25 protein-coding genes and 1 tRNA gene are annotated in these 26,119 nt (G+C 65.8%); 12 read left to right on the forward strand and 14 right to left on the reverse strand.

Features of this window, described 5'->3' with window-relative positions:
* Positions 1-19: 19 nt before the first annotated feature.
* From LDO86_RS09915 to glgC, 3 genes are all read right to left on the reverse strand, one after another.
* Positions 20-490, reverse strand: a complete 471-nt coding sequence (locus LDO86_RS09915; protein ID WP_026266057.1) for a pyridoxamine 5'-phosphate oxidase family protein — start codon at positions 488-490, stop codon at positions 20-22.
* Between the two features lie 18 nt (positions 491-508).
* Entirely contained in the window at positions 509-1,960 is a 1,452-nt protein-coding gene (locus LDO86_RS09920; protein ID WP_018771151.1) for an SDR family NAD(P)-dependent oxidoreductase, read from the reverse strand.
* Positions 1,961-2,047: 87 nt separating this feature from the next.
* Entirely contained in the window at positions 2,048-3,457 is a 1,410-nt protein-coding gene (gene glgC, locus LDO86_RS09925) for a glucose-1-phosphate adenylyltransferase (RefSeq protein ID WP_018771150.1), read from the reverse strand.
* Between the two features lie 102 nt (positions 3,458-3,559).
* Here glgC and glgA point away from each other — a divergent pair, with 102 nt between their 5' ends.
* On the forward strand, positions 3,560-4,765 hold the full coding sequence (glgA, locus tag LDO86_RS09930) for a glycogen synthase (RefSeq protein ID WP_043425351.1): 1,206 nt from the start codon (positions 3,560-3,562) through the stop codon (positions 4,763-4,765).
* Between the two features lie 104 nt (positions 4,766-4,869).
* On the opposite strand, the gene LDO86_RS09935 is transcribed toward glgA, so the two are convergent.
* Together LDO86_RS09935 and LDO86_RS09940 are read right to left on the reverse strand one after the other, a co-directional pair.
* Positions 4,870-6,984, reverse strand: coding sequence for an acyl-CoA dehydrogenase (locus LDO86_RS09935; protein WP_018771148.1), 2,115 nt, complete (start codon positions 6,982-6,984; stop codon positions 4,870-4,872).
* A 1-nt stretch (position 6,985) separates the two neighbouring features.
* Positions 6,986-7,714, reverse strand: coding sequence for a TetR/AcrR family transcriptional regulator (locus LDO86_RS09940; protein ID WP_018771147.1), 729 nt, complete (start codon positions 7,712-7,714; stop codon positions 6,986-6,988).
* A gap of 61 nt (positions 7,715-7,775) precedes the next feature.
* On the opposite strand from LDO86_RS09940, the gene LDO86_RS09945 reads away from it, so the two are divergent.
* From LDO86_RS09945 to LDO86_RS09955, 3 genes are read left to right on the forward strand one after another with little or no spacing between them, the layout of a single operon-like run.
* Positions 7,776-9,131, forward strand: a complete 1,356-nt coding sequence (locus tag LDO86_RS09945; RefSeq protein WP_018771146.1) for an acetyl-CoA C-acetyltransferase — start codon at positions 7,776-7,778, stop codon at positions 9,129-9,131.
* A gap of 8 nt (positions 9,132-9,139) precedes the next feature.
* Positions 9,140-10,480: a 3-oxoacyl-ACP reductase gene (locus tag LDO86_RS09950; protein ID WP_018771145.1), complete on the forward strand. Its 1,341-nt coding sequence runs from the start codon at positions 9,140-9,142 to the stop codon at positions 10,478-10,480.
* On the forward strand, positions 10,477-11,388 hold the full coding sequence (locus tag LDO86_RS09955) for a MaoC/PaaZ C-terminal domain-containing protein (protein ID WP_018771144.1): 912 nt from the start codon (positions 10,477-10,479) through the stop codon (positions 11,386-11,388). Before LDO86_RS09950 ends, LDO86_RS09955 begins: the two co-directional genes overlap by 4 nt.
* A 24-nt stretch (positions 11,389-11,412) precedes the next feature.
* Here LDO86_RS09955 and LDO86_RS09960 read toward each other — a convergent pair whose 3' ends face one another.
* The 5 genes from LDO86_RS09960 to LDO86_RS09980 all read right to left on the reverse strand — a co-directional run bounded on the left by LDO86_RS09960 (position 11,413) and on the right by LDO86_RS09980 (position 15,991).
* Positions 11,413-12,465: an FUSC family protein gene (locus LDO86_RS09960; protein WP_018771143.1), complete on the reverse strand. Its 1,053-nt coding sequence runs from the start codon at positions 12,463-12,465 to the stop codon at positions 11,413-11,415.
* 93 nt (positions 12,466-12,558) lie between these two features.
* Positions 12,559-13,668: an EstA family serine hydrolase gene (locus LDO86_RS09965; RefSeq protein ID WP_018771142.1), complete on the reverse strand. Its 1,110-nt coding sequence runs from the start codon at positions 13,666-13,668 to the stop codon at positions 12,559-12,561.
* 44 nt (positions 13,669-13,712) lie between these two features.
* Positions 13,713-14,765 (reverse strand): glutathione S-transferase C-terminal domain-containing protein, encoded by a 1,053-nt coding sequence (locus LDO86_RS09970; protein WP_018771141.1) that lies wholly within the window; start codon positions 14,763-14,765, stop codon positions 13,713-13,715.
* A gap of 20 nt (positions 14,766-14,785) precedes the next feature.
* The gene (locus LDO86_RS09975) at positions 14,786-15,538 is read right to left on the reverse strand and encodes a M50 family metallopeptidase (RefSeq protein ID WP_018771140.1); all 753 of its coding nucleotides are present in this window, start codon (positions 15,536-15,538) and stop codon (positions 14,786-14,788) included.
* Between the two features lie 150 nt (positions 15,539-15,688).
* Positions 15,689-15,991, reverse strand: a complete 303-nt coding sequence (locus LDO86_RS09980) for a DUF4193 domain-containing protein (protein WP_018761323.1) — start codon at positions 15,989-15,991, stop codon at positions 15,689-15,691.
* A 204-nt stretch (positions 15,992-16,195) separates the two neighbouring features.
* On the opposite strand from LDO86_RS09980, the gene LDO86_RS09985 reads away from it, so the two are divergent.
* The 4 genes from LDO86_RS09985 (at position 16,196) to LDO86_RS10000 (ending at position 18,949) form a co-directional block, all read left to right on the forward strand.
* Positions 16,196-17,338 (forward strand): glycosyltransferase family 9 protein, encoded by a 1,143-nt coding sequence (locus LDO86_RS09985; protein ID WP_018771139.1) that lies wholly within the window; start codon positions 16,196-16,198, stop codon positions 17,336-17,338.
* On the forward strand, positions 17,335-18,306 hold the full coding sequence (locus tag LDO86_RS09990; RefSeq protein ID WP_018771138.1) for a glycosyltransferase family 9 protein: 972 nt from the start codon (positions 17,335-17,337) through the stop codon (positions 18,304-18,306). Before LDO86_RS09985 ends, LDO86_RS09990 begins: the two co-directional genes overlap by 4 nt.
* Positions 18,307-18,380: 74 nt before the next feature.
* On the forward strand, positions 18,381-18,605 hold the full coding sequence (locus LDO86_RS09995) for a hypothetical protein (protein WP_018771137.1): 225 nt from the start codon (positions 18,381-18,383) through the stop codon (positions 18,603-18,605).
* 152 nt (positions 18,606-18,757) lie between these two features.
* Complete coding sequence (locus tag LDO86_RS10000) at positions 18,758-18,949, forward strand: hypothetical protein (RefSeq protein WP_018771136.1); 192 nt, start codon at positions 18,758-18,760, stop codon at positions 18,947-18,949.
* A gap of 14 nt (positions 18,950-18,963) precedes the next feature.
* Here LDO86_RS10000 and LDO86_RS10005 read toward each other — a convergent pair whose 3' ends face one another.
* Both LDO86_RS10005 and LDO86_RS10010 read right to left on the reverse strand, forming a co-directional pair.
* A complete protein-coding gene (locus LDO86_RS10005; RefSeq protein WP_026266055.1) occupies positions 18,964-19,989 on the reverse strand; it encodes an NADPH:quinone reductase in 1,026 nt (341 codons plus the stop codon).
* 49 nt (positions 19,990-20,038) lie between these two features.
* Positions 20,039-21,637, reverse strand: coding sequence for a phospholipase D-like domain-containing protein (locus LDO86_RS10010; RefSeq protein WP_043425363.1), 1,599 nt, complete (start codon positions 21,635-21,637; stop codon positions 20,039-20,041).
* Between the two features lie 298 nt (positions 21,638-21,935).
* On the opposite strand from LDO86_RS10010, the gene LDO86_RS10015 reads away from it, so the two are divergent.
* Positions 21,936-22,397 (forward strand): GatB/YqeY domain-containing protein, encoded by a 462-nt coding sequence (locus tag LDO86_RS10015; protein WP_018771133.1) that lies wholly within the window; start codon positions 21,936-21,938, stop codon positions 22,395-22,397.
* Between the two features lie 425 nt (positions 22,398-22,822).
* Here LDO86_RS10015 and LDO86_RS10020 read toward each other — a convergent pair.
* Positions 22,823-22,905, reverse strand: a tRNA-Leu gene (locus LDO86_RS10020).
* A gap of 168 nt (positions 22,906-23,073) precedes the next feature.
* Between LDO86_RS10020 and LDO86_RS10025 the strand changes: the two genes are divergently transcribed.
* Both LDO86_RS10025 and LDO86_RS10030 read left to right on the forward strand, forming a co-directional pair.
* Positions 23,074-24,378, forward strand: coding sequence for a M20/M25/M40 family metallo-hydrolase (locus LDO86_RS10025; protein ID WP_018771132.1), 1,305 nt, complete (start codon positions 23,074-23,076; stop codon positions 24,376-24,378).
* 11 nt (positions 24,379-24,389) lie between these two features.
* Positions 24,390-25,550, forward strand: coding sequence for an acyl-CoA dehydrogenase family protein (locus LDO86_RS10030; RefSeq protein WP_018771131.1), 1,161 nt, complete (start codon positions 24,390-24,392; stop codon positions 25,548-25,550).
* A 24-nt stretch (positions 25,551-25,574) separates the two neighbouring features.
* On the opposite strand, the gene LDO86_RS10035 is transcribed toward LDO86_RS10030, so the two are convergent.
* Positions 25,575-25,808 (reverse strand): DUF5703 family protein, encoded by a 234-nt coding sequence (locus LDO86_RS10035; RefSeq protein WP_018771130.1) that lies wholly within the window; start codon positions 25,806-25,808, stop codon positions 25,575-25,577.
* Positions 25,809-25,848: 40 nt separating this feature from the next.
* Here LDO86_RS10035 and LDO86_RS10040 point away from each other — a divergent pair, with 40 nt between their 5' ends.
* Complete coding sequence (locus LDO86_RS10040) at positions 25,849-26,115, forward strand: hypothetical protein (protein WP_018771129.1); 267 nt, start codon at positions 25,849-25,851, stop codon at positions 26,113-26,115.
* The last annotated feature ends 4 nt before the right edge of the window (positions 26,116-26,119 follow it).

Genomic DNA, 26,119 nt, shown 5'->3' on the forward strand with positions numbered 1-26,119 from the left:
GGAACCCGGGCCGCCGGCTCTATTCCGGCGCCGTCCTGGCGGTGCTGCTGATCTGGGTCCACCATGTCATCGGATCAGTGACCTTGAAGCGGCGGCCCGTGACTGAGTCCGGGGTGATGCGCACGAATGCGTCCTTCCGCCCCGACTGCCACGGGAAGAGGTACAGGCGGGAGGTCTCCAGCACCTCCTCGGTGCTCTTGACCAGGGCGGCGGTGCCCTTGATCACCACGCTCCATGCCAGGCCCGTGTCGGCGTCCACACCGTCCGCCTCCACGGCTACTGCGGCATCGTCGCCGGTCGCCGCCGAGAGTTTGGTTCCCTGGCCGGTCCGGAAGACCAGCGTGCCGCCGTCCACCGTGTAGTTCACCGGGAAGATGTCCGGGCGTCCCTCAACCAGTACTGCCAGCCTGCCCACGGACACGGTACGCAACAGGGCCCAGCATTCATGGTGTTCGAGGTTCTGCACTTGGGTAGATGACTCGTTGCTCATGCGGTGAGCATACGCCCTTCACCAAGGGCTGGGCTTGTAATCCTTCAGGAAGACACCGTACTGGTCCTCGCCCTTTTCGCCCATGACGATTGGATCGTAAACGCGGGCCGCGCCGTCTACCAGGTCCAGGGGTGCGTGGAAGCCTTCCTCCATGAGCCGGACCTTGGTGAAGTGGGGACGTTCGTCCGTGATCCAGCCGGTGTCCACCGCGGTCATCAGGATGCCGTCGGTGTCCAGCATCTCCTGGGCGCTGGTGCGGGTCATCATGTTCAGCGCGGCTTTGGCCATGTTGGTGTGCGGATGTCCCGGGCCCTTGTAGGCGCGGGAGAACTGGCCCTCCATGGCTGAGACGTTCACGATGTACTTCCGCCGTGCGGAGGAGCGCTTCATGGCCCCGCGCAGGCGGCTGACCAACAGGAACGGCGCGGTGACGTTGCAGAGCTGCACCTCGAGCATCTCGAGGGGATCCACTTCGTCCACCACCTGGGTCCAGCTGTTGATGGTGGCAAGGTCCGGGACCAGGCCGCCGGCGTCGATGGCGGTCCCCGAAGCGATCCGCTCCAGCGATGCGGATCCGGTGGACAATGCCAGTGATGTGATGGCGTCGCCGGCCAGGACCGGATGTTCGGTGACGCTGCCTGCAAGCGCCAGCGGGTGCTTGTCATGGGCATGGCCGAAGGTCAGCAGTTCGGGGCCGCCGTTGGCCGCTTCAAGCGCCGCGGGCAGCGGCTCGTCCTCGGCGTCCACCAGCGGCTTGTAGGCGTTGCCGGAGCGGCGCACAGTCTGGGCGGCGTTGTTGATGATGATGTCCAGTGGACCGGCCTCGTTGAGGGAGTCGGTCAGTGCCATGACCTGGGCAGGATCGCGCAGGTCGATGCCCACGATCCGGAGCCGGTGCAGCCACTCGCCGCTGTCTTCCATGGCGATGAAGCGCCGGGCCGCATCCTTGGGGAAGCGGGTGGTGATGGTGGTGTGCGCCCCGTCGCGCAGCAGCCGGAGGGCGATGTACATCCCGATCTTGGCGCGGCCCCCGGTCAGCAGGGCGCGGCGGCCGGTCAGGTCGGTCCGGGCGTCGCGCTTGCTGTGGCTGAAGGCAGCGCATTCGGGGCAGAGCTGGTGGTAGAAGGCGTCCACCTGCGTGTAGTGCTGCTTGCAGATGTAGCAGGGGCGGGACCGGATGAGGTGGCCCGCAATCTTGCCGGTGGCTGAGGGCGCCAGCTTGTTGCCGCGGGTCTCGTCATCGATCCGGTCCGGTGCGGCGGTGGCCGTCTGGGCAATGACGGCCCGGTCGGCGTCGGCGATCGAGTCGCGCTTGGTGACCCTGCGGTGGCGCTTGACGGCCTTGAACATCTTTCCGGTGGCGCGGCGTACCGAGATGTAGTCCGGGTGCTCCTCGTCATAGGCGTGGATGGTGTTCAGGACCTTGAGGCAGGCCTGGATGTCCTCAGGGGTCAGATCGGGGGAGCTCATTGGGGAAATTTTACAGCGTACGCCGCAGGCCGGGACACCATCAGCGGTGTCCCGGCCTGCAGGATGCCTTTTGGGGAGGGCCCGGGGTCAGGAAACCCTGGCGCCGGGCGCGGCTTCCGCGGCCGCGGCGGCGTGCGTGTCAGCCACCTTGTCCGCGGCCTCGCGCATGTTCGGGTACTGGTCCGTGGCGGCCTTCACGGCGTTGGGCAGCTGGCTGAGGTGCCGTGCAGCGAGCCGGCGTTCCTCTTCGCCCGGCTCAGGGACTTCCTGGCCCTTGGCAAGGACAGTGATGCCGGAATCGGTGACTTTGAAGCCGCGGGCGCGGTCAAGGTCCGGATCCAGTCCGATGGCGGCACCAGCTGGCACCTTGACGTTCTTGTCCAGGATGGCCCGGTTGATCACTGCCCCTTCGCCCACCTGGACCTTGTCCATCAGTACCGAGTCGATGACCCTGCCGCTGGTGGCCACGTATACGTCGTTGGACAGCACGGAGCCTTCCACCACGCCGCCGGAGATCACCACGCCGCTGGAGACGATCGAATCCAGCGCCGTGCCCACGGTGTTGTTCTTGCCGCGGACGAACTTGGCCGGCGGGGAAATGCTTTGCCGCGTGTAGATGGGCCATTCGGAGTTGTAGAGATTGAACACCGGCAGCGGGGAGATGAGGTCCATGTGGGCGTCGTAGAAGGAGTCGATGGTGCCAACGTCGCGCCAGTAGGTGCGGTCGCGTTCGGTGGAGCCGGGGATGTCGTTGAGCGTGAAGTCGTAAACGCCGGCCTCGCCGCGGTTGACGAAGTAGGGAATGATGTCCCCGCCCATGTCGTGCTTGGTGTCCAGGCGCTCAGCGTCCACGTGCAGCGCAGCCACCAGGGCATCGGCGTCGAACACGTAGTTGCCCATGGAGGCCAGGAACTGTGAAGGATCGGCAGCCAGGCCGGGCGTGGAGGACGGCTTCTCAACGAAGGCGGCGATCTTCTGGGGATCGTTCTGGTCCACTTCGATGACGCCGAACTGGTCGGCCATGTGCAGCGGCTGCCGCACTGCCGCCACCGTTGCCTTGGCACCGCTGTTCACGTGCTGTGCCACCATCTGGGCGAAGTCCATGCGGTACACGTGGTCGGCGCCCACCACCACAACAATGTCCGGGTTGGCGTCGTGGATGAGGTTCAGGGACTGGTAGATGGCGTTGGCGCTGCCCAGGAACCAGCTCTTGCCTACGCGCTGCTGGGCGGGAACCGAAGCGATGTAGTTGCCCAGCTGGGTGGACATCCGCCACGTCTCGGAGATGTGCCGGTCGAGGCTGTGCGACTTGTACTGCGTCAGCACCACGATCTGGAGGTAGCGGGAATTGACCAAGTTGGACAGCGCGAAGTCGATGAGGCGGTAGCTGCCGGCGAAGGGCACGGCGGGCTTTGCCCGGTCTGCCGTCAATGGCATCAGCCTGTTTCCCTCGCCACCTGCGAGGACAATGGCCAGGACTTTTTTCGTTAACGGCATGATGGTCGCTCCTGTACGCCTTCGTAACTCCCCAAGACAGTCCGGTAGGCCCGGACTCCTTCACACTAGAACAGTTATGCGTGAAGGACTACCTTGGGTCTTGTGCGAATAGACATTGTGACTAAAGAGTTCCCGCCGGAGATCTACGGTGGCGCCGGGGTGCATGTAGCCGAATTGAGCAGGGTGCTTAGCAAGCACGTTGACCTGCAGGTTCGTGCTTTTGGGGCTCCCCGCGACGCCGACTACCATGGCGCGACCGTGACGTCCTACCAGGTCCCGGAGGACCTGGGCGGGGCGAACGCAGCGGTGCAGACCCTGGGCGTGGACCTGCGAATCGTGCCCGACGTCCAAGGCGCGGACCTGGTCCATTCGCACACCTGGTACGCCAACATGGCCGGGCACCTGGCCTCCCTGCTGCACGGTATCCCGCACGTTCTCAGCGCGCACAGCCTTGAGCCGCTGCGGCCCTGGAAGGCTGAGCAGCTCGGCGGCGGCTACGCCCTGTCCTCCTGGGTGGAAAAGACGGCCTATGAAGCGGCTGCGGCGATCATCGCCGTCTCCGAGGGCATGCGCCAGGACATCCTGCGCAGCTACCCCAACGTGGATCCCACAAAGGTCCGCGTGGTCCACAACGGCATCGACGTGGAGCTTTGGCAGCGTGATGAAAACGACGACGCCGTCCGCGCCCTGGGCATCGACCCCGCCAAGCCAAGCGTCGTCTTTGTGGGAAGAAACACACGGCAGAAGGGCGTCCCCTACCTCCTGCGGGCGGCGGCGAAGCTTCCCGCCGATGTCCAGTTGGTCCTGTGCCTCGGCGCCGCCGACACCCCCGAACTGGCAGCCGAAACCGCAGCGCTCATCGAAGAGCTGCAGAAGCAGCGCACAGGCGTTGTCCTGATCGAACGGATGCTGCCGCGCCATGAGCTGATCCAGGTGCTCAGCCATGCCACCGCCTTCGCGTGCCCGTCCATCTATGAACCGCTGGGCATCGTCAACCTCGAAGCCATGGCCTGCGGGGCAGCCGTGGTGGCCAGCGCCACGGGCGGTATCCCCGAGGTGGTTGAGCACGGCCGGACCGGACTCCTGGTGGACCTGGAGCAGGTGACCGACGGCACCGGCACGCCCCTGGATCCTGAAAAGTTCGTCAAGGAGTTCGCTGAGGCCCTCACCGAGGTGGTATCCGATCCCGCACGGGCCCGCGCAATGGGAGAGGCAGGCCGGGAGCGCGCCGAAAAGCACTTCTCCTGGGAGTCCATCACGGAGACCACCCTTGAGGTCTACCGCTCGGTGCTGCCTGCGGCCCGCTGAGCGTACCGCCACGGACGCTTAAGGACGGCAACAACGACGGCGCCGCTCCCCAGCCAGGGGGAGCGGCGCCGTCGTGCTTTCCGGGCCTGCGCGCCGGCGGCTGATCAGGCCTTCCGGGCCGCTGCCGTCCTGGCAATCAGGACTTTCTCGTCCACGGGCGACTGCCCGCTTGCCCTTTCATTACGGAAGTAGGCCCGGGCCTCGTCCTGCCGGGTTTTCTCGGCGCCCGTTGCGATGGCCGCCCGCACGTGATCCCCGCCGTACCCGAAGGCGTCCACCAGGTCCAGGGCATGGGGCCGGATCCTCTCCAGCAGCCGGTTGATGTACCCGCCCACGGTGCGTGCCCGCTGCATGGAGAGCCGGCCGTTCATGAGGTACCAGGCCAGGTTCTTCTCGATCAGGGACAGGCCGAATAGGTCCCGCAGCCAGGTCAGCACCTTCCTGGTTCCGGGGTCGTCCACCTGCTGCAGGGCGTCCGTGAACGCCTCCCACTGCAGCAGTTCGGCGTGCGCCTGGGCGGCATCAATAAGTTCGTTCTGGTGCCGGTTGAACAAGGCGGCGCCCTGGTCCTGCGGCAGCCGTTTGCTGCCCTTCAAAGCAGCCGCGGCCTCGGCCACCATGGTCTGCACCCTGTCGGTAAGGAGGGCGCGCTGGCCTTCCTCGTCCCGCAGCGCGATGGCAGCCTTTTGGACCGAACCGGTGTCGGCCACGAACTGGGCCACCTGGCGCAGTCCGGTGCGGTGGACAGCTGCGCCGGCAGCCTGGTTCACCACGTACCGGGCCAGCACGCCGAAGTCCACGCTGCGGAATTCCTTGGCGTAGTCGGCCAGCAGACGCTTGGCCACCAGTTGGAGCAACACCGTGTTGTCGCCCTCGAAGGTGGCATACACGTCCAGGTCGGCGCGCAGTGATGCGAACCGGTTCTCAATCAGGAAGCCGGCGCCGCCGCAGGCTTCCCGGCATTCCTGCAAGGTGTCCAGGGCGTGCCAGGTGCTCAGCGGCTTCAGCGCTGCGGCCAGGGTTTCCAGGTCCTGTCGGTCCGCGTCGGTATCGTGGGCACCGGAGAAGACATCGTCGAACTTCTGCAGGAGCTGCTCGTGGGCAAAGCCGGCCGCGTAAGTGGTGGCAAGCCGGGTGAAGAGGCGCCGCTGGTGCCGCTGGTAGTCGAGCAGGACCTCTTCCTCCGTGTGCGACGAGGCGTTGAACTGGCGGCGTTCGGTGGCGTACTGGATGGCTGCTTTCAGGGCCACTTTGGACGCTGCGACGGCGGCACCGTCCAGTGACACCCGGCCCTGCACCAGCGTTCCCAGCATGGTGAAGAAGCGCCGGCCGGGGCTGGCGATGGGCGACGTGTAGGTCCCGTCGGCATCGACGTTGCCGTACCGGTTCAGGAGGTTCGTCCGCGGGATGCGGACGTTGGTGAAGTGCAGCCGGCCGTTGTCGATTCCGTTCAGGCCGCCCTTGATGCCGTCGTCCTCCCCGCCGATCCCGGGCAGGAATTCCCTGGTGGCGGGGTCCCTCAGGTCAACGTAGAAGGCATGCACCCCGTGGTTAACCCCGCGGGTAACCAGCTGGGCGAACACCACGGCGCCCAGGCCATCGATGGCGGCGTTGCCGATGTAGTCCTTCCAGGCGGCGCGGAAGGGGGTGTGGATGATGAATTCCCCGGCGGCGGGGTCATAGGTTGCGGTGGTGGCAATGCTGGCCACGTCCGAACCATGGCCCGTCTCTGTCATGGCGAAGCAGCCGGGGATTTCGAGGTTCATGATTCCCGGCAGCCATTTGGCGTGGTGGTCTGCGGTGCCCAGGTGCATCACCGCGGATCCAAAGAGTCCCCACTGGACGCCGGCTTTGATCTGCAGGGACGGGTCAGCCACCACCAGCTCCTCGAACCCGGCGATGTTTCCGCCGTGGTCGTCGGAACCGCCCAGTGCCGCCGGGAAGGCGCGGTGCACGGCTTCATTGTCCACAAGGTATTTGAGCTGGTCGAACACGCGGGCGCGGTGTTCGGTGTGCGTCAGGCCCTCGGTCTTGTGCAGTTCCGGCCTGGCGGCCAGGTCCCTTGCCTGGAGCCGCACGTCGGCCCACTTGCCCAGGAGCTGCCGGCCCAGTGCCTCGACGTCGACGGCGGGGGCAGGGCTGCTGCCTGCGGGTTTGGCTGCAGGGGTCGCCGCGGGGCGAAGCCCCTTGCGGGCGGGGCGGTCCACTACGTCAGTCATGTCACAGTCCTTCTTTGGCGGATAACTTGGTGGTCGGTGGGGCGGGAGTGAGTTCGGGGGCTATGCCCACGCACAGCCAGGCGGTTATCTGGCGCGCCATGGTCTCCTGGCTTGGTTTGGAGGGGGAGTCCGGAGTGCTGAGCCATTGTTCGCCGGCGTTCCGCACCAGGCCGATTGCCGCCTTGGGCCAGTAGCCGATGACGGTTTCCCTGTCGTCGCCCAGGTGCGACCGCATGGGGGTGGCGATCATGTCCGCAATTGCGTCAAAGAAGTGGCCCAGCGGGCCGCCTGCCGCCGACGGGTGCGGCGGGTTGGCGGGGTCGCCGGGGGCATAGCTCGTGACGAACGTGTACACGTTGGGACTGGTGTCCGCCATTTGCAGGTATGCCGAGACCATGGCCAGTAAACCTTCCCGGGGGGTCACAGCGCTTTGCGCTGCTTCCTGGATGCGGTGCTGCATCTGGCTGAGGACCACTTCGCCCACGGCCTGCTGCAGTCCGGCCTTGTCCCCGAAATACCGGTAAAAGACCGACTTCGAGGTTCCTGCCGCCGTTGCAATGTCCTCCATGGAGGCGTCGCTGCCCAGTGCGTGCACAGCGCGGCGGGCCTGCTTGATGAGTTCGCGGCGCCGTTCCTCCCGGTGGCTCTGCCAGCGCGCCGAACGGCCGTCAGAGCTGGCGGAAGACGGCAGCTCAACCGTCGCTGGAAAGCGCGTGTCCTGAAAGTTCACGATACCCAGCGTATCAGGTACGCTGGGTATCGGTAACCACATGTGACCAGAGGAGCCATCCATGTCCACAGACGGACAGTCCACCCCCACACCCGACGGATCAATCGCGGCCGGGGTCCCGGCAACCAGGAGGGCAGTGATCGTAGGGGCCAACCGGATCCCGTTCGCCCGTGCCGGCGGCGCTTATGCAAAATCCTCCAACCAGGACATGCTTACAGCTGCCCTGGACGGACTGATCGCACGCTTTGGGCTCCAGGACGAACGGATGGGCCAGGTGGCCGCCGGCGCCGTACTCAAGCACTCCAGGGATTTCAACCTCACCCGGGAGGCCGTGCTGGGCTCGGCACTTTCCGCCGAGACCCCGGTCTACGATCTCCAGCAGGCCTGCGCCACGGGACTTGAAACGGTGGTGGGCCTGGCGAACAAGATCAAGCTCGGGCAGATCGACTCGGCCATTGCCGGTGGCGTGGACTCAGCCTCCGACGCGCCGGTGGTAGTCAGCGAAGGGCTGCGCGAGGTCATCCTGGACCTTCACCGCGCCAAGACACTTCCCCAGCGCCTGCAGATCCTGAGCCGCCTCCGGCCCAAGGACCTGGCACCGCTGGCCCCGGGCACGGCAGAACCCCGCACCGGCCTGAGCATGGGTGAACACCAGGCCCTCACAACGGCACAATGGAAGATCTCCCGCGAAGCCCAGGACGAACTGGCGCTGAACAGCCACCACAATCTGGCTGCCGCCTACGAGTCCGGCTTCTTCGATGACCTCATGACCCCCTACCGCGGACTGACGCGGGACGCCAACCTGCGGGCCGATACATCGCTGGAAAAGCTTGCGTCCCTGAAGCCGGTGTTTGGCCGGAACCTCGGGGCAGATGCAACCATGACGGCAGGAAACTCGACCCCACTGACCGATGGTGCCTCCACAGTGCTGCTGGCGTCCGACGAGTGGGCAGATGCCCGCGACCTGCCGAAGCTGGCAGCAGTGGTGGACGCTGAAGCTGCGGCCGTGGACTTTGTCCACGGCAAGGACGGGCTGCTGATGGCCCCCGTGTTCGCTGTGCCCAGGCTCCTTGCCCGCCAAGGCCTTACGCTGGCGGACTTCGACTTCTTCGAAATCCACGAAGCATTCGCCGCCACTGTCCTCAGCACCCTGGCCGCGTGGGAGGACGAGGAATTCGGCCGTACCCGCCTCGGCCTGGACGGTGCTCTTGGCAGCATCGACCGCTCGCGCCTGAACGTCAACGGGTCCTCGCTGGCAGCGGGCCACCCGTTTGCGGCGACCGGCGGCCGCATTGTCGGCACGCTTGCCAAGATGCTCCACGCCAAGTCGGCGTCCACAGGTCGTCCTTCGCGCGGCCTGGTGTCCGTCTGCGCAGCCGGCGGCCAGGGCGTCGTCGCGATCCTGGAATCTCTGTAGGGGACGGCATGGCTGACACATATGCACAACTGGTCAACAGCGGCGTAGGCCGCAACCTCGCAAAGAAACTCGGCCTTCCGCAGCCCGCTGTCCTGCGCCGCTACGAGCCGGGGCAGCCCCTGGTGACCGGGCCTGTCGTTGTCCTGGGCGACACCCCCGGCGCGGACAAACTTGCCGCCGAGCTGCTGTCCTGGGACCTCGATGTCAGGCGGCACGCCGTTCCGGCCGAAAAACTGGGTGCCATCATCCTGGTCCTCGATGAGCTCGGGCACCCGGCGGACCTGGAAAAGCCTGTGTTGGCGGCCGCGGGTTCCCTCCGCGACCTGCGGGCCGGGGGCCGGATCATCACCTTGTCCCGCCCGGCGGCGGAAGCTGCCACTCCCGACGCTGCAGCAGCACGCCAGGGGGTGGATGGCTTCCTGCGATCCCTTGCCAAGGAACTGCGTGCGGGAGCAACCGGAAATGGTGTGCTCCTCGCTGATGGCACCACTTCCACCAGCCCCAGCACGCTCGGTGCCATCACGTTCTTCCTCTCCGGCCGTTCAGCGTTCGTGGACGGACAGTTCCTCACGGTTTCAACGGAGGACGGCGCGCTGCCCGCCGACCCGGAAAAGCCACTTGCAGGAAAAGTGGCAGTAGTTACCGGCGCAGCCCGCGGCATCGGCGCGCAGATTGCCCGGACGCTGCACCGCGATGGTGCCACGCTGGTCCTGGTGGACATTCCGGCAGCGGGAGACCAGCTGGCGGCCGTAGCCAATGAGGTACGCGCGACGGCATTGCAGCTCGACATCACCGCAGCGGACGCGGGCCGGCGGATCATCGACCACGCCATACAGCGGTACGGACGTCTGGACATCGTGGTGCACAATGCCGGGGTTACGCGGGACAAGCTGCTGGCCAACATGGACCAGGCGCGGTGGAACCAGGTCATCAACATCAATATCGCCGCCCAACTCCGGATCAACGAGGCCCTGATGGCCTCAGAACACTTCCGGTCTTCGCCGCGTATCGTTTCTGTTGCCTCCACCAGCGGCATCGCCGGGAACCGGGGACAAACCAACTACGCCGCATCCAAGGGGGGAGTTGTGGGAATGGTCCGTGCCAGCGCCCCGCTGCTCGCGTCCCGGAGCGGCACCATCAATGCGGTGGCACCCGGATTCATCGAAACCGACATGACCGCGCGCATCCCCTTCGCCGTCCGTGAAGTGGCACGACGGTTGAACTCACTCCAGCAGGGCGGCCTGCCCTCCGACGTCGCCGAGACCATAGCGTTCCTCGCCAGCGACGCCGCAGGCGGAATCAACGGGGAGGTGCTGCGGGTGTGCGGGCAAAACCTGGTGGGGGCATGACGCTCGCACAGCCGGTGATCCTGGCCGAGATGCCGTCCTTGTCCAAGCTCTACGTCAACGCCGCCGCCCAGGCGGCACGGCGCAGGCTCCTGGGCACACATGACTCCGCCGTCCTCCCGGCCGAGAGCCATGAAGTCAGGGGGGTGGTGGTGGGGGTGGAAAACCTCACGGCCTACCAGCACCTGATCGGTGAGACGGCAAGCGATGTCCTGCCTGCCGGTTTCATCCACGCGATCGCATTCCCGCTGGCCATGAGCGTCCTTAACCGCGACGACTTCCCGCTGCCCCTGCTGGGCATGATCCACCTGCACAACAGCGTCGAACAAAGGTCCCCATTGGTCTTCACGGACGTTCTGGACATGACCGCTTGGGTGCAAAACCTCCGTGGGCACCGTTCCGGCACGCAGGTGGACGTGGTAGCGGAAGTGCGCCCTGCCGGCTCGCCGGATGTGCATTGGCGGGGCGTCTCCACTTACCTGGCCAAGGGCGTGTTCCTGCCCGGAATCGACAAACCTACTGCGCTGCCACCGAAGGCCGATTTCACGCCGCCGGACCCGACGGCCCTGTGGCACCTGGGCGTTGACACGGGGCGGGCCTACGCCGCGGTATCCGGGGATTTCAACCCGATCCACCTGAGCGTGCTGTCGGCAAAAGCACTGGGCATGCGGCGTTCGATAGCACACGGGATGTACTTGGCCTCGCGTGCGCTCGCAGATGTCGGCCCTGCCCGCGGTGACTCCTTCACGTGGGACGTGGAGTTCGAGGCTCCGGTGTTCCTGCCCTCCCGGGTTGCCCTGGAAATCGCCACCGAACAAAGCGGATCAGGGGCATGGAAACACTCGCGCTTTGTCGCCTGGAGCCCCCGCTCCGGGCGCCGCCATTTCAGCGGGACGGTTGCCGCGCTCTAGCCAGCCCGGTTCCCGGCGCCAGGACTAGTCCTGCGGGCGGACTGCCCGCAGGATCCGGTGGAGGCTGAGGAGGACCGATTCGGAGGCAGGGACGGTGCCTTGGGTTGCCTCCCTGCCTGCAGCGGCCGCCATGCAGGCGTCCACCGCCTCTTTCGCGGCGGCGAAGCGGTGTTTCTGGGTCTGTTCGTCAGCTTCGCTGTAGGACGCCAGCAGCTCTCCGGTGGCCGTGATGGCGGCAGCAAGCGGTTCACTGTCCTGCAGGGGGATATCGTAGGGGGCGTCGCTTTCCCAGATGACGTCCGAGAGTACGTCCGTCATGTCCTGGATGTGGAAAGTGACCCGCTCCAGTTCCCGCAGGTCGCGGTAGTCCCTGTCCACGTCCCTGGGGTGCAGCTTCCGCCTGGGATTGGCGCGGCGGCTGGCATCGGCTTCCTTGACCAGATGCCGCACCGATCGAGCTGCTTCGGCCAGTTCGTCCGACCGGCGCGCCCAGTCCTCGTGCTCCGGAGGCCACTTCTCGGTAATCGCCGCCCCCATGTCCGTAAGTTGCCGCCCAAGGGCGAGGCGAAGATCATCGAGGCTTGAAGCCGCTGCATCAAAGTGCAGCGGCGGGAAGATCAGAAAATTGACTGCGATCCCCACGCCCACGCCCGCACCCATCTGGACCAGGTAGCCAAAGGAGAAATCGTCCGCGTTGCTTCCGCCCACCAGCAGGACCAGCAGGGCCGCCGTCGGAATCCAGTCACGGCCCGAACCGATACCCGGCAAGCCGCCCAGGAGCACGCCGACTCCCATGAACAGGGCCACCGTCAACGGGGAGGGTTGGGCAAGGCTGACCAGAATGAAAGCAAGGCCGATTCCCATTGCCAGCCCGGCGAGGGCCTGCGCCCCCTGCTTCACTGAGCCCGCGACGTTGTGGTACATGGCCACCAGGGCCCCCAGCGGCGCATAGTACGCATAGTGCGAGGCCGCGCCCGGCATTAGCGGAGCGATGGCGAACGCCAGGCCCGCGGCAAGCGCGGCTTTGGCAGCCAACTGCAGGCGCTGCGCCGCAAAGGCAGCGGAGAGCCCCGCCACCGATTGTTTGAGAAGTTGGGTCCCCCGAGCCCACCGTGCATCCGGTCGTGCTTGAGTGTTGCCCATCCGGACCACAGTAGGGCCGGGCGCCCGTCAGGACAAGCCGGCTGCGGAACGCCGCACTTCGGCGGCCAGGCGATGCGCCCTTCCCGGCGTCCGGCCCTCCTCCTGGCGGCGTGGAATGTAGCCAAAGCCAAGCCCGTAGGCCGGATCCGCAAAACCGAGCGCCGCGTTGGCACCCTCGTGTCCAAAGGCCCGGTGGCTGCCAAAGTTCCGGGAAGGGTGGGGCTTCATGAAGACGACCGCAAACGCGTTGTCCAGGCCGGAAGAGCGGTCCAGGCCCCACACCTGTTCCCGGGTCATGGCCTCCACCGTCCGGGCCGCCAGGAACGGTTTGTCCCCGTCGACGCCTGTGGTCGCAGCGGCGTACAACCGCGCCAGGCCCTCAGCGGAGCCCACACCGCCGGCGGCGGACATTCCGGCCGCCCGGACGGCGCGGATGTTCGGCAGTTCCATGACGGTGCTGACCGGCGCATTGCTGTTCATGCCTTCGAGGCTGAGTGGATCAACCCAGCCCTGGCCGGGATCTTCTTCATAGAGGACGTCCCTGTACCGTGGCTCCAGCTCCTCCGGGAGCCCCAGGAAGAAATCCACGTCCTGCGGCTGCCGGATCCTGCGGTCGTACATGGCCTGCAGCGACTCGCCCGCGACGCGGCGGCACAACTCCTCCATAAGGATTCCGATGGTCAGGGCGTGGTAGCCGAACTGCCGCCCGGGCTCCCAGGCGGGAGCGGCAGCGGCAAGGCGCGCCGCGGCCGCGGACGTGGTGAATTCATCCAGGCGGAATCCGCCCTCAACGCCCATCAGTCCTGCCTGATGCGACAGCGCTTCCCGGACCAGCAGCCTGTCCTTTCCGTGGCCACCGAATTCCGGCCAGTAATGGACCATTGCCTTATCCAGGTCAAGGACGCCATCCTGGACCATCAGGGCGATGACCATGGCGGCAACGCCCTTGGAGCAGGAATAGGCCCCGGTCACGGTTTCCGAAGCCATGTCGGGGCCGCCCGTCAGGCGCACCACCGGCATCCCGTTGTGGTAGCAGGCGAGTTGTGCGCTGTACCGGGAGTCCTCAGCGAGGAACGACTCAAACAGGGCCAGGACGTTTTCGTACCCTGGCGCCACGGAACCAAGAGATGTCTGCATGCCCTCAGTGTAGGCAGGAAAGCGATTTCCTGCCCGAGGTTTGTTTAGCGCAACGCGCCGTGTCCCGGCGCAACCTCTTCGCCTGGCCGGACCGGCCCGGGCGGCGTGCCGTCTCCAAACGGCCGGCCCCCCAGCGATTCCCTGCCGTGGTCCTGCAGCCAACCGCCCAGGTCCGGACCGGCCGGAACAATGCCCGTGGGATTAATGTCCTCGTGCACGATGTAGTAGTGCTGCTTGATTTGCACGAAGTCGATAGTGTCCCCGAAACCCGGCGTCTGGAACAGGTCCCGTGCATAGCCCCACAGATGCGGCATCTCACTGAGTTTCTGCCGGTTGCACTTGAAGTGGCCGTGGTACACGGGGTCGAACCTGGCAAGCGTGGTGAACAGGCGCACATCCGCCTCGGTGATGGTGTCGCCCACCAGATAGCGCTGCCGGGACAGGCGGTCTTCAAGCCAGTCCAGCGCAGTCCACAGCCGGTCGTAAGCTGAGTCATAGGCTTCCTGGGAACCCGCGAAACCGCAGCGGTAGACGCCGTTGTTGACCTCCGTGAAGACGCGCTTGTTTACCCGGTCGATTTCGTCGCGGAGGTGTCCAGGGTAGAGCAGCGGCGCTCCTGCCCGGTGGAACTCCGTCCACTCGGTCGAGAAGTCGAGGGTGATCTGGGGGAAGTTGTTGGTCACGACTTCACCGCTGCGTACATCCACGATGGCAGGTACGGTAATTCCCCGCGGATAGCCGGGGAACCGTTTGAAGTAGGCCTCCTGGAGGCGCTCTATGCCGAGGACGGGGTCCACTCCGCCGGGATCCAGGTCGAACGTCCAGGAGCGAGCGTCGTGGGTAGGGCCGGGCTGGCCCAGGGAAATCGCTTCTTCCAGGCCCAGCAGCCTGCGGACAATGACGGTGCGGTTTGCCCACGGGCAGGCACGGGCGGCGATGAGGCGGTAGCGCCCGGCTTCCACCGGCCACCCCGGTTCGCCCTTGCTGCCGGGGGAGGCATCCCTGGTGATCCGGTCCTCGATGTAATTGGTGTCCCGGGTGAACTCCGTGCCGCCGGTCACATAGGCTCCACGGGTGCTGTGCGTTTCCTGGCTCATGCCACAAGCCTATGTGCCGGCTAACCGATCCAGGCACCTTCCGCCAGGATCGCCGAGACGGGCTGCCAGGCAACCAGCCACGCTCCGGCAACCAGGAGGGTGAACAAAGCAATCCAGACTCCGGAGGGGACGGAGGTGGCGCGGTACAGAAGGTAGGCGTCGGAGCTGCCAAGGCTTCCGCGACGCCGGATGTGGACGTTCGTGAGTTTGAGCAGGTCACGCACAGCAGCCACCAGGAGTGCAAGACCGAAGATGACGGCCACATGCCCCACGACTGGCGCCGGTGCAAGGAAGGTAAGGGCAGCCGCGCCGGCGATGGCGGCGGCAGTGATGATGAAACCGGCAAGGTTGCGGAGGAAGATCAGCGACGCGGCCAGGACCAACAGGCTCACGGCCATGGCAGCCGGGCCCCACCCGCCAAGGCCGCAGCAGACGAAAGCGGCACCGACCATAGCCGGTACCGGATATCCCCAGAAGCAGGACCATGCTGCTGCAAGCCGGCTCCTGCTGTAAGTGGTGGTGGTTCCGGAATGGTCAAGCCTGAGGCGGATTCCCGACAGCCGCTGACCGGACGTCAAGGCCGCGAACGCGTGACCCAGCTCATGGGTGGTGGTAGCGAGGAGCCCGAAGTAGCGCCAGCTGCGGCGGGGTATGGACAGACCGATGGCTGCCGCCACGGACAACAGCATCTCGATCCAGGTGACGTTGGGTACGTTTGCCTGCGCGAACGCCGCACTGAAGGTGTTCCACAAGCTCGCGGAGCTGTCCAACATTGCCTCCTGGCTGCCGGTTGGCGTCGTAAATGTCCTACTCCAACGCTACGCACCCCAGCTGGGCGAAGGCTTAAAGTCGAAAGGCACGCCCGTTGCGGCGTGCCTTCGGCGTTGGTGGGACGTGCGAATCGCTGCCCGAAAGGTTCCCGACTAGCCTTCGCACTCAGTGCAGTAGCTGTGGCCGTCTTTTTGACGGGCGATCTGGGACCGGTGGCGGACCAGGAAGCAGGAATAGCAGGTGAACTCATCCTCAGCCTGCGGGATGACCTGGACTACGAGCTCCTCAGCGACGAATTCGCCGCCAGGGACGCCGGCGCCGTCCAGTCCGTCAGCCTCGTCCAACTCCTGCACAACACTGCGGGCGTCGGGAGCATTTGCTGACTGGAGCTGCTCGAGTGAGTTGTCCTGCGATTCCTTGACGTCGGAACGCAGTTCATCGTAATCGGTTGCCACTTTAGGTGCTTCTCTTTTCTTTGATTGGCTGTCGGGTATGAAACGTACAGCATCGGGAGGGTATTCCCCAACAGTGAGCGTGAATCCGCCGCCTATTGGGTAAAGGTCCTAAGGAGCAGCCGCACGTTCCAGGAGCGCATTGCGGCCGCGTGGGCAGTGGGGGGACAGGGGACTGGTCCCCCTGCATGACGGAAGGGGCAGTGTGTGGAACAACTCACCGCAGAGTTCGGCGGTGCAGGACAAATCGGCGTGGGCGTCGGTCCTGTGCTGGAGAAGTTCACCGACGTGTCCAGGATTGTCATCCTGCGCGGCGGAGGATTGGGCGACCTGATTTTCGCCATCCCGGCCATGGCAGCACTGAAGGTGGCTTATCCGGGATCAACCATCACGCTGCTGGGAACACCAATCCACAAGGCGCTGCTGGAGGCGGTGAAAAGCCCCGTGGATGAGGTGGTGGTCCTGCCGTTCGCCGAAGGAGTCAGGCCTGGGCAGGAAGAGGCACCTGAACTGGACCGTTTCTTTGCGGACATGCGGGGCCGCACCTTCGACCTGGCTGTCCAGCTTCATGGCGGCGGCCGCTATTCAAACCCCTTCCTGCTAAGGCTCGGCGCCCGTCATACCGTCGGGACCCGGACTGCCGATGCAGCCAGCCTCGAGCGCACCGTCCCCTACCTTTACTACCAGCACGAACCGCTCAGGGCTTTGGAAGTGGCCGGGTTCGCTGGTGCCTTCCCGGTCGATCTCGAAGCCCGGCTGGCGCCCGCCGGCGGGGGAGCCGCACACGAAGCCCTAGACGGCGCCGCCGGCCAGCCGCTGGTGGTGATCCATCCCGGCGCCACCGACCCCCGCCGTCGTTGGCCTGCTGACAAGTTCGCCGAACTTGCCGCTGCCTGCGCAGCGGACGGCTCGCGGGTGGTCATTATCGGTGACAGCAGCGAGCAGGACCTCGCGGAGGCGATCGCGGCCCGGGCCGGATCGGCGGCCGTCGATTCCGCAGCCGGCGCACTGGACATGGCAGGGCTTGTGGCCCTGCTGGCGGAAGCCGGCGTTGTGGTGGCAAACGACAGCGGTCCACGGCACCTTGCCCAGGCCCTGGGCGTTCCCACGGTCGGCATCTTTTGGGCCGGGAACGCGATCAACGCCGGAGCGCTGGGCAGGAGCCTGCACCGCGTGCATGCCTCCTGGGTGACGGCATGCCCCACGTGCGGGATAGACGTGACCCAGGTTGGCTGGACGGCACCCCGCTGCGCCCATGACGATTCTGCGGTAGCGGGCATCGGGGTGCCGGAGGTGTACGAGGATGTCCGCAGCCTCACCGCCACGGCCTACGCAAAGCAGGACGCATGAGCGGCACCGGGACGGCGGGCGTTGCCACCGATCCGCTTCCCGCTGACGGCAAACCGGAATTACTGGTCCTGCGCGCCCTGAAGCTTGGCGACCTGCTGGTGGCCGTACCTGCCCTGAAGGGTATCCGGCGGGCGTTTCCCGAACACCGGCTGCGCTATGCGGCGCAGGGATGGCTGGCAGAAGCTTTGGGGCTGGTGGGCGGTTATGAGCTGTTCCCTACGCATGGGCTGGACGAGCCGCTGGCGATGGAACCCGGCGTAGTGGACGTTGCCGTCAACCTGCACGGCAGCGGCCCGGAGAGCCAGGGAAGGATTGAGGCGCTGAAAGCCAGGCATACGGTTGGCCACCGAAGCGCCCACCGGGACGGCCCGCCGTGGCGGCCGGAACTGCACGAACGCGAACGCTGGGTAAAGCTCCTGGAGTGGCATGGCATCGAGGCGGATCCACTGGACGTAAAGCTGAATACGCCGCATGTCCCCAGCCCCGTCCCCGGTGCGACAGTCCTGCATGTCGGGGCCGCCTATGGCAGCAGGCTGTGGCCGGCGGACCGCTTCGCGGCGGTGGCAGCGGCCCTCGCGGAAGCCGGCCACCAGGTGGTTTTCACCGGCGGCGCAGGGGAGAGGGAACGCGCTGACGAAGTGTGCCGCCTTGCGGGGCTCCCGGGGACCACCGTCTTGGCCGGCGTCCTGGGCCTCGGAGAGTTCGCGGCCACCATCGCCGCCGCACGCCTGGTGGTTTCCGCCGACACGGGCGCCGCCCACCTGGCATCCGCTTACGGCACTCCTTCCGTGGTGCTTTTTGGTCCGGCCCCACCCGAAATCTGGGGTCCGCCCCCTGGGCCCCATGTGGTCCTGACCCGCACGGAGCTGCGGCGCGGGGACACGTTCGCGGCGCAGCCGGACCCCGCGCTGCTGGCAATCCAGGTGCCCGACGTCATGGCTGCGGTCAGGGGGCTGGGCCTGCTGTAAGCGCTGCGGATTTGCGCCCCATAGTGTGGGTCTGCAGGGGTCGGCTTGGGTCCCGGGGGCCTAAAATTGTGTGCATGAGCACTGAGCTGGAAATTGCCTTGGTGTTGGGGACGGCGTTGTTGTGGGTCATCGTGGCGCTGACCATCCTGTCTGCCATTGACCGGCCCGAAAGGAAGGCGCGCCGGCAGGAACGGCGCGACCTCCGGACGGAGAAGCGGCGGATCGAGTATCGCCCCGTCGCAGCGGGTTCCCATCCCCAAGGACGGGACCGGCACTCGCGTAGGCTGCACCCGCATTGACGACGGCGGGACGTGCCCGGGTGCATCGGCGTGGAGCACCCGGCCGGCATACCGCACCCGGCCTGGCGCCCGCCGTCGTCCGTTGACGGTGTTGCGCTGCTGCCTGCCAGTCAAGTCTTGACGGGCTTCTTCGGAACCCTGACACTTTCCCGATGGGAGTAAGCGAAGAGTTGCGGGCACTGACTGACGTGGTGGACCGGCTTGCGGCAAGGTTTCCCGCACTGCCCCGCGAACGCATCGAGGATGTGGTGCAGCAGGAGCACAGCCTGCTGGATGCAGGCAGGGTCCGCGCGTTCGTACCGGTCCTGGTTGAACATGCTGCCAGGGACCGCCTGGCCAGGTGAGGCCCAGGGGCTTTTCAGGGTGCCGGCGTGACGTCGATAAGCACTTTTCCGATGGTTCCCTGTTCCACGGCATCGTGGGCCGCCGCAGTGTCCTCAAGGGTGAACCGGGTAAGAGGCAGGCCATGTTCCTCGCCCACCCGAAGGGCACCTGCCGCGAGTGCCGCGGCAACGCCGGCTACCGCGTTCTCTTTCTGCCCGTCCGTGACCGTGTAGGTGAGGATGAATTGGTAGCGGACGTTCTTGGTCATGCTTTCGCGGATCGGAACCGTGAGCGATTCTCCGGGGTTGGCCGCGTAAATCGAGATGGTCCCGCCAGTCTTGAGAACGTGCAGGTCGGCATCGATGTTCGCCGGCGCGTTGACGTCCACGATGATGTCCACCCCACCGGGCGCTGCCTCCTGAACGGCGCGGACGACGTCGTCCTTCCGATAGTTGATGACCGTCCCGGCGCCTGCGCGGCGGGCGAGTTCGGCTTTCCGTTCTCCGCTGACGGTTGTGATGACGGTAGCACCGGCCCACCGCGCCAGCTGGATGGCAGCATGGCCCACGGCGCCTGCACCGCCGGTGACCAGCACGGTTCGACCCGCCAGGGCGCCGGGCGAGAGCCTGGCCGGACCGTCCTCATTCGATGTCAGGGCACGGTGGGCCGTGAGGGCCGGAATCCCGAGCGAGGCGCCGGTGTCAAAGGATTCGGCGTCGGGAAGTGCCACAACTTTGTGGGCCGGCACCACTACGTACTCCTGCGCCGTACCTTCGTTGCTGCCCCACGCCACGTCCCAGAGCCAGACACGGTCGCCGTGGCTGAAACCCGCCACCTCTGCGCCCACTTGGTCGATAACGCCGGCTCCGTCCTGGTTGGGAACCTTGGTGACGTCCAGTTTCCTGCCACCCGTTCCGGCACGAGACTTCCAGTCCGTGGGGTTCACGCCGGACACCACCAGCCGGACCCGGACCTCACCGGGACCTGGCTCCGTCAATGGCCTGTCCTGGAGCTGCAGCACCGAGGAGGGACCCGTTGCCTGGTACACGATTGCCTTCACGTCTTCTCCCATGTCCGGATGCTCATCCCTTACCGCTCCAACCTAACCGCTAGAAGCGGTCCGTGCCGCGGAGACCCCGGGGGCGGCCGTCCGGATCGACGATGAAGCGGTAGACCGGATCCGCCCAGAGGCGATGGAGTGGCCGGACGGGTTGCGTGGCATGGTGGCGCACCTGCCCTGGCGGTCGGGGCGTGCTGCGGCCGGCCCGGTGCCACTGGTCCAGGGCATCGGCGGTGCTGTTCCACAGCTCCAGTCCTGCGGTGGTGGCCTGGAGCTGTGGGTCGTCCAGCTCCAGGCCCAGGTGTTCGGCCCAGAGCTGGAGCCTCAGCTCCGTGGCGAGTGGCCGGGTGGGCAGGGTGCCGGAGCCTGCAGGCAGCATGCCGTCGGCGGATGTGTCCATCACGGCGCAGGTGAGCTCACTGTCAGTGGTCCAGGAGCGCCGGTTGAAGTTGTCTGATCCGCAGGTGAACCAGGTGTCGTCGATGATGCAGATCTTGGCGTGGACGTAGATCGGGGTTCCCTGGCTGTTTTCCAGGTCGAATATGCCCACCCTGTCCGGCGCGGCCCGGCGGAGCATGCCGATGGCGCGCAGTTGCCCCAAGCGCTTGGGCGGTCCACTGAGAAAGCCATCCGTGTCGGGGTACCTGGGAACCACGATGATCACGTTCAGCCCGGGGTTGTGTTGCAGGGCGGCTGCGATCCCCGCTGCCACCTCTGTTGACCACAGATACTGGTCCTCGATGTAGATGAGCGAACGGGCCTGGGCGAACGCCTTTGCATAAGCCTTCGCTATGGTCCGTTCTCCGTGTGGGGCGAAGGGGAATGGCGGATGCTTCAGGCCGTAAGTGCGCAGCAGCTGCACGGCGTGCGGGCCTGACGGAGGTGGGGGAGGAGCGGACTCGGGGAGCGGCTTGGGGTGCCTGGGCATCCGGGCCAGGCGCTGCAACAGCATCCGGTACGGGGTCCGCCGGTCCAGCGGGTGGGGATCGTTCCACCGTTCAGCGAATACGGCCAGCACATCTGCAACGACCGGGCCGCGCAGCTCAAGGGCGGCGTCGTGCCATGGGGGCCTCTGCCCGTAACGGGAATCCATCTCTACTGCCTGGGGGTCTCCCGCATGGCCGGCGTCATCACGGCGGCTGTGTGAGAGGTCCAGTCCCCCCACGAACGCCACATCGAGGGAAGGATCGGTACGCCGGCGGATGACCACCAGTTTTTGATGGTGCGAGCCGAAGAGGCGGACGCGCTGATCCAACAGTGCCTCCCCGCCGGAGTCGTTGATCTTCCGGCTGAGAAGTTCGTTGGAGCGGCCACTGATAGGGGCCGACACGCGCTCACCATGGGATCTCCAGACGAGGCCCCGTACCTCCACGCCGGACCGGGCCAGCCCGGCGAGCTTCGCGCCAATGGTCGTACCGTTCGCCTCCAACTGCTCATCGGCATCGCCACGCCAGTCGGTGAACCATACCTGGTCTCCCGCCTGCAGCGCAGACAGCTCCTCATGCAGCCTGGAGAAGTACGTTGCTCCGTGAATCAGGGGACGTACCAGGTTTCCTTCAGACCAGGGGCCGGATTCCGTACCAGCCCCTTGGACGTCGGAGGCAGGGTTTCCCCGCTCAGCCTGATTCAGAAACCACTTGCCAACCATGCTGTCCACGTGGCGCTCCTTCCGGGGCCCGGGGCAGGCCACTGCGTTTCCAAACTAACCTACGCCCGTGCGTCTACCTCCGCCCCGTGCAGACGGCTCCAGACAGATTGAAGCCAGCAACGCTCCACCGCCACGTCGGGAATAGGCTTGGGCAAGATCCTCCCTGCTGCAGTCCACTCGGCGGCGGCAAGCACCGGCGCCATGCGCAGGGCGGGATAAGGCCGCTCCAAGAGCCACGCCGTACCTACAGCTCAATCACCAACCAGCTCCATAACCAACGAAGGAATGAGTCAGGTCCATGTCACTGAAGGAAAAACTGAAGGGCGATGTCATCGTCCACATGAAGGCCGGCAACAAGCTGGGCCTGACCACTGTGCGCAACGTCCTGGGCGAAATCGAAACGCGGGAGAAGTCCGGCAAAACGCCGGTCGAGCTCGACGACCTGCAGGTCACGGCGCTGCTGCAAAAGGAAGCGGCCAAGCGCCGGGACACCGCCGCCACGTATTCGGCGGCCGGTCACGATGACCGGGCGCAGGCAGAGATCGCCGAGGCTGAGGTCATTGAGGCCTACCTGCCCAAGGCGCTGACCCGCCAGGAAGCCGAAGCCATAGTGGACGGGGTTATCGCCGGCCTGAAGGCGGACGGAACCGAACTGACGATGCGCTCCATGGGCACAGTGATGAAATCAGTAACCCCCAAAATCGGCGGCCGCTTCGACGGCAAGGCCATCAGCGAGATCGTGAAGGCCCGTTTGGCGTGATGACATTCCCCCGGGCGTTTCCCCGAACGGCCTGTCGTCCCTGGAAAGTCATCGGGCGCCGCTGGGTTACAGCGCGCGCCTGACGCCCTGCAGGGGGTATGGGCCGGCGGCGGTTGGGGGGCGGCATCCGGTCTCAGAGATGCCATGGCCGCCGGCCCTGTCCCCATGTATAAGACCCTGCCCCAGCGGCAGGATCTTGTCCTTAACGGTAAAACCCGTTCCTAAATGACAGCCCACGTTGGCCGCAAGTTTCGCTCAAGACTGGCACGCAGTAGCCGCCGCGGTTTCAACTTCCGGAACGCCCCTGCGCGGTCAGTGCGGCAAACGCCTTCGGCCCGAAGCTCCGGCCCGGAAACAGGGCAAAGAAAAACACCCCGGTCCGAAGACCAGGGTGTTTACGGTGGTGACTCTACTCACCACTCTTGTGCGCGGAGGGGGACTTGAACCCCCACCCCCTTTCGAGGACTAGCACCTCAAGCTAGCGCGTCTGCCATTCCGCCACCCGCGCAGGTGGTATTCCGGGAAGCGTTGCGCTTTTCAGCGTTTCGCGCCTCTCCGAAGCAGCGAGAAAAACTCTAACATGACTTTTCGGGAACAACGAATCGAGCCAAGTAGGTAGGCTGAGGGCAGCGATTCAGCTCGTGCCAACCAGTCATTCCCTACCAAGGAGCCACCAATGCCTGACGTCCTGCCCGAGGATGAAGTTGTCCGGATCTGCCAGGAACTCATCCGGATCGACACCTCCAACTACGGCGACGGGTCAGGACCTGGGGAGCGGGCGGCAGCAGAGTATGCGGCAGGCCTTATCGAGGAAGTGGGCCTGGAGGCGGAGATCTTCGAATCCGCCCCCGGCCGCGCCAACGTCGTGACCAGGATGGCAGGGGAGGACCCTTCCGCCAGCGCACTGGTGGTCCACGGCCACCTGGACGTGGTCCCCGCCCTGCGTGACCAGTGGTCTGTGGACCCGTTCGGCGCGGAACTGAAGGATGGCCTGATCTGGGGCCGCGGCGCCGTCGACATGAAGGACATGGACGCCATGATTCTTTCTGTGCTGCGGGGTTTCGCCCGGGAGGGCAGGAAACCCAAACGGGACATCATCTTCGCGTTCTTCGCTGACGAGGAAGCCGGCGGCGTCTATGGCGCACGTTATGCCGTGGACAACCGCCCGGAACTTTTCGAGGGCGCCACGGAGGCCATTTCGGAGGTGGGTGGCTTCTCGGCAACAATCGGCGGCCAGCGGACCTACTTGCTGCAGACGGCGGAGAAGGGCATCTCGTGGCTGCGGCTGGTGGCCCACGGCCGGGCCGGCCACGGCTCCCAGATCAACACGGACAACGCTGTCACGCGCCTCGCCGCCGCCGTAACCCGCATCGGCGAATACAAGTGGCCCATTGAACTCACGCCCACCACCCGCCAGTTCCTTGATGGAGTGACCGAACTCACCGGCGTGGAGTTCGACGCCGACAACCCGGAGCTTTTGCTCAACCAGCTTGGCACCGTGGCCCGGTTCGTCGGCGCCACCTTGCAGAACACCACCAACCCCACGCTCCTCAAGGGTGGTTACAAGCACAACGTCATCCCCGAGTCTGCCGAGGCCCTGGTTGACTGCCGTACGCTGCCGGGCCAGGAGCAGCAGGTCCTTGAGATCGTGCGCGAGCTTGCCGGCAGTGGAGTGGACGTCAGCTACGTCCACAACGACGTCTCGCTGGAGGTCCCGTTCGCCGGCAACCTGGTGGACTCGATGATTGATGCCCTCCACAAGGAGGACCGCGGTGCAAAAGTGCTGCCCTACACACTGTCCGGCGGCACGGACAACAAGTCGCTCAGCCGGCTGGGCATTACCGGCTACGGCTTCGCTCCCCTGATGCTCCCCGAGGAGCTGGACTTCACCGGCATGTTCCATGGCGTGGACGAACGTGTGCCGGCGGACTCCCTCAAGTTCGGTGCCCGGGTGCTGAACACCCTGCTCACCAACTACTGAGGGGACCTGCCGTGACTCCAGCGGACCTGCTGCCGGACGGGCTCCTGGAACGCATCCGCGGCCGCGCCGCAGGATACGACCGGGACAACGCCTTCTTCCACGAGGACCTGCGGGAGCTTGCGGCTGCAGGGTACCTGAAGCTTTTCGTTCCAGTACCCGACGGCGGCGCGGGGCTTGGGCTCGAGGCGGCAGCGCAGTGCCAGCGCAGGCTGGCAACGGCGGCCCCTGCCACCGCGCTTGCCGTCAATATGCACCTGGTGTGGACCGGCGTCGCGCACGTCCTCGCAGCCCGCGGCGACCACTCCCTGGCCTTCGTGCTCGAGGAAGCGGCGCAGGGCGAGGTCTTCGCGTTCGGCAATTCGGAGGCCGGCAACGACTCAGTCCTCTTCGACTCACGGACCGCGGCCACACCTTATCCGGACGGAAGCTACTCGTTCACCGGGACCAAGATCTTCACCAGCCTCTCGCCGGCGTGGACCCGGCTGGGGATTTTCGGAAAGGACGCCGCAGCCCGGGACGGTGCCGGGGAACTCGTCCACGGGTTCATCAACCGTGAAACGGCCGGCTACTGGATCATGGACGACTGGGACACCCTGGGCATGCGCGCAAGCCAGTCCGCCACCACTGTCCTTGATGGTGCGACCGTTCCGCCGGACCGGATCTTCCGCAAGCTGCCCGTGGGTCCCAACGCCGACCCGCTGGTATTCGCGATTTTCGCGTGCTTCGAAAGCCTCCTGGCCGCCGTCTACACTGGATTGGGCGAACGGGCGCTGCACGTGGGTGTAGAAACTGTAAAGCGCCGCACGTCTTTCAAGAACGGCGGACGCAGCTACGCGCAGGACCCTGACATCCGCTGGAAAGTTGCTGAGGCAGCCATGGCCATGGACAACCTCTACCCACAGCTCAGGGCTGTCACCGCCGACGTCGATGCCCTGGCCGACCACGGGAACCAGTGGTTCCCCAAACTGGTGGGTCTGAAAGTGAATGCCACCGAAACGGCGCGGCGCGTTGTGGACCTGGCCATCCGCGTCAGCGGGGGATCGAGCTACTTCAGGGGTTCGGAACTGGAACGGCTCTACCGCGACGTGCTTGCCGGCATGTTCCACCCCTCCGACGACGAGTCTGCCCACAACACGGTGGCCAACGCCTGGCTGGGCCCGCTGGAGGACTAAACGGTCCGCTGGACCACACGACTCCTAAACGGTCCGCTGGACCTGCATCACCCGGCGCCGCAGCCAAAAGCGCCTGCCGCCGCCCACGTACAGCTTGCTGCGTTCCAGTTCCCACTTGCCGTATTCGGAGTGTTCCACCAGGCGGCGGCGTGCCTCCGGCAGGGAATCATCAGGGCTGACGGTCAGCACGAGGTACTCGTACTGCCGCAAATAATCCCGTTCCCGCTGGACCGAGCTGGTGAGAAATTGTTCCTTCATTTGCTCTCCATTTTCGTCCTTTTCCGGCTAACGTGAAGTCATGAGCATCGATCCGCGTGTCGCGCTTTCGTCCCTGACCACCGCTTTGGAAGAACACCTTATAGCAGCATCGAACCGCCGCGGGGACGGTGACCCCTCCGTTGAGGCAGCTTTTTTCGCAGTGGCCGATGCCTTCGAAGTTTACGAGGACGCGCTGTACGAGGCCTACAACGAGGTCACCCCGTTGCAGGTCTTTGACGACGAGGACGAAGAGGACGAGGAAGCCGACGTGGACGAGGACGAGGACCTGGAAATCGTCGAGGAATAGCCGC

Origin of the sequence: Arthrobacter sp. StoSoilB19 (genome assembly GCF_019977275.1) — a bacterium.
GTDB lineage: Bacteria > Actinomycetota > Actinomycetes > Actinomycetales > Micrococcaceae > Arthrobacter.

Coding starts and splice junctions, on each gene's coding strand:
- LDO86_RS09965 (WP_018771142.1), bottom strand. CDS start 13,668: ATGCAGACATCTCTTGGTTCCGTGGCGCCAGGGTACGAAAACGTCCTG.
- glgC (WP_018771150.1), bottom strand. CDS start 3,457: ATGCCGTTAACGAAAAAAGTCCTGGCCATTGTCCTCGCAGGTGGCGAG.
- LDO86_RS09945 (WP_018771146.1), top strand. CDS start 7,776: ATGTCCACAGACGGACAGTCCACCCCCACACCCGACGGATCAATCGCG.
- LDO86_RS10025 (WP_018771132.1), top strand. CDS start 23,074: ATGCCTGACGTCCTGCCCGAGGATGAAGTTGTCCGGATCTGCCAGGAA.
- LDO86_RS09975 (WP_018771140.1), bottom strand. CDS start 15,538: ATGTTGGACAGCTCCGCGAGCTTGTGGAACACCTTCAGTGCGGCGTTC.
- LDO86_RS09990 (WP_018771138.1), top strand. CDS start 17,335: ATGAGCGGCACCGGGACGGCGGGCGTTGCCACCGATCCGCTTCCCGCT.
- LDO86_RS09950 (WP_018771145.1), top strand. CDS start 9,140: ATGGCTGACACATATGCACAACTGGTCAACAGCGGCGTAGGCCGCAAC.
- LDO86_RS09920 (WP_018771151.1), bottom strand. CDS start 1,960: ATGAGCTCCCCCGATCTGACCCCTGAGGACATCCAGGCCTGCCTCAAG.
- LDO86_RS10040 (WP_018771129.1), top strand. CDS start 25,849: ATGAGCATCGATCCGCGTGTCGCGCTTTCGTCCCTGACCACCGCTTTG.
- LDO86_RS10015 (WP_018771133.1), top strand. CDS start 21,936: ATGTCACTGAAGGAAAAACTGAAGGGCGATGTCATCGTCCACATGAAG.
- LDO86_RS10010 (WP_043425363.1), bottom strand. CDS start 21,637: ATGGTTGGCAAGTGGTTTCTGAATCAGGCTGAGCGGGGAAACCCTGCC.
- LDO86_RS10000 (WP_018771136.1), top strand. CDS start 18,758: ATGGGAGTAAGCGAAGAGTTGCGGGCACTGACTGACGTGGTGGACCGG.
- LDO86_RS09935 (WP_018771148.1), bottom strand. CDS start 6,984: ATGACTGACGTAGTGGACCGCCCCGCCCGCAAGGGGCTTCGCCCCGCG.
- LDO86_RS10035 (WP_018771130.1), bottom strand. CDS start 25,808: ATGAAGGAACAATTTCTCACCAGCTCGGTCCAGCGGGAACGGGATTAT.
- LDO86_RS09915 (WP_026266057.1), bottom strand. CDS start 490: ATGAGCAACGAGTCATCTACCCAAGTGCAGAACCTCGAACACCATGAA.
- LDO86_RS09995 (WP_018771137.1), top strand. CDS start 18,381: ATGAGCACTGAGCTGGAAATTGCCTTGGTGTTGGGGACGGCGTTGTTG.
- LDO86_RS09970 (WP_018771141.1), bottom strand. CDS start 14,765: ATGAGCCAGGAAACGCACAGCACCCGTGGAGCCTATGTGACCGGCGGC.
- LDO86_RS09955 (WP_018771144.1), top strand. CDS start 10,477: ATGACGCTCGCACAGCCGGTGATCCTGGCCGAGATGCCGTCCTTGTCC.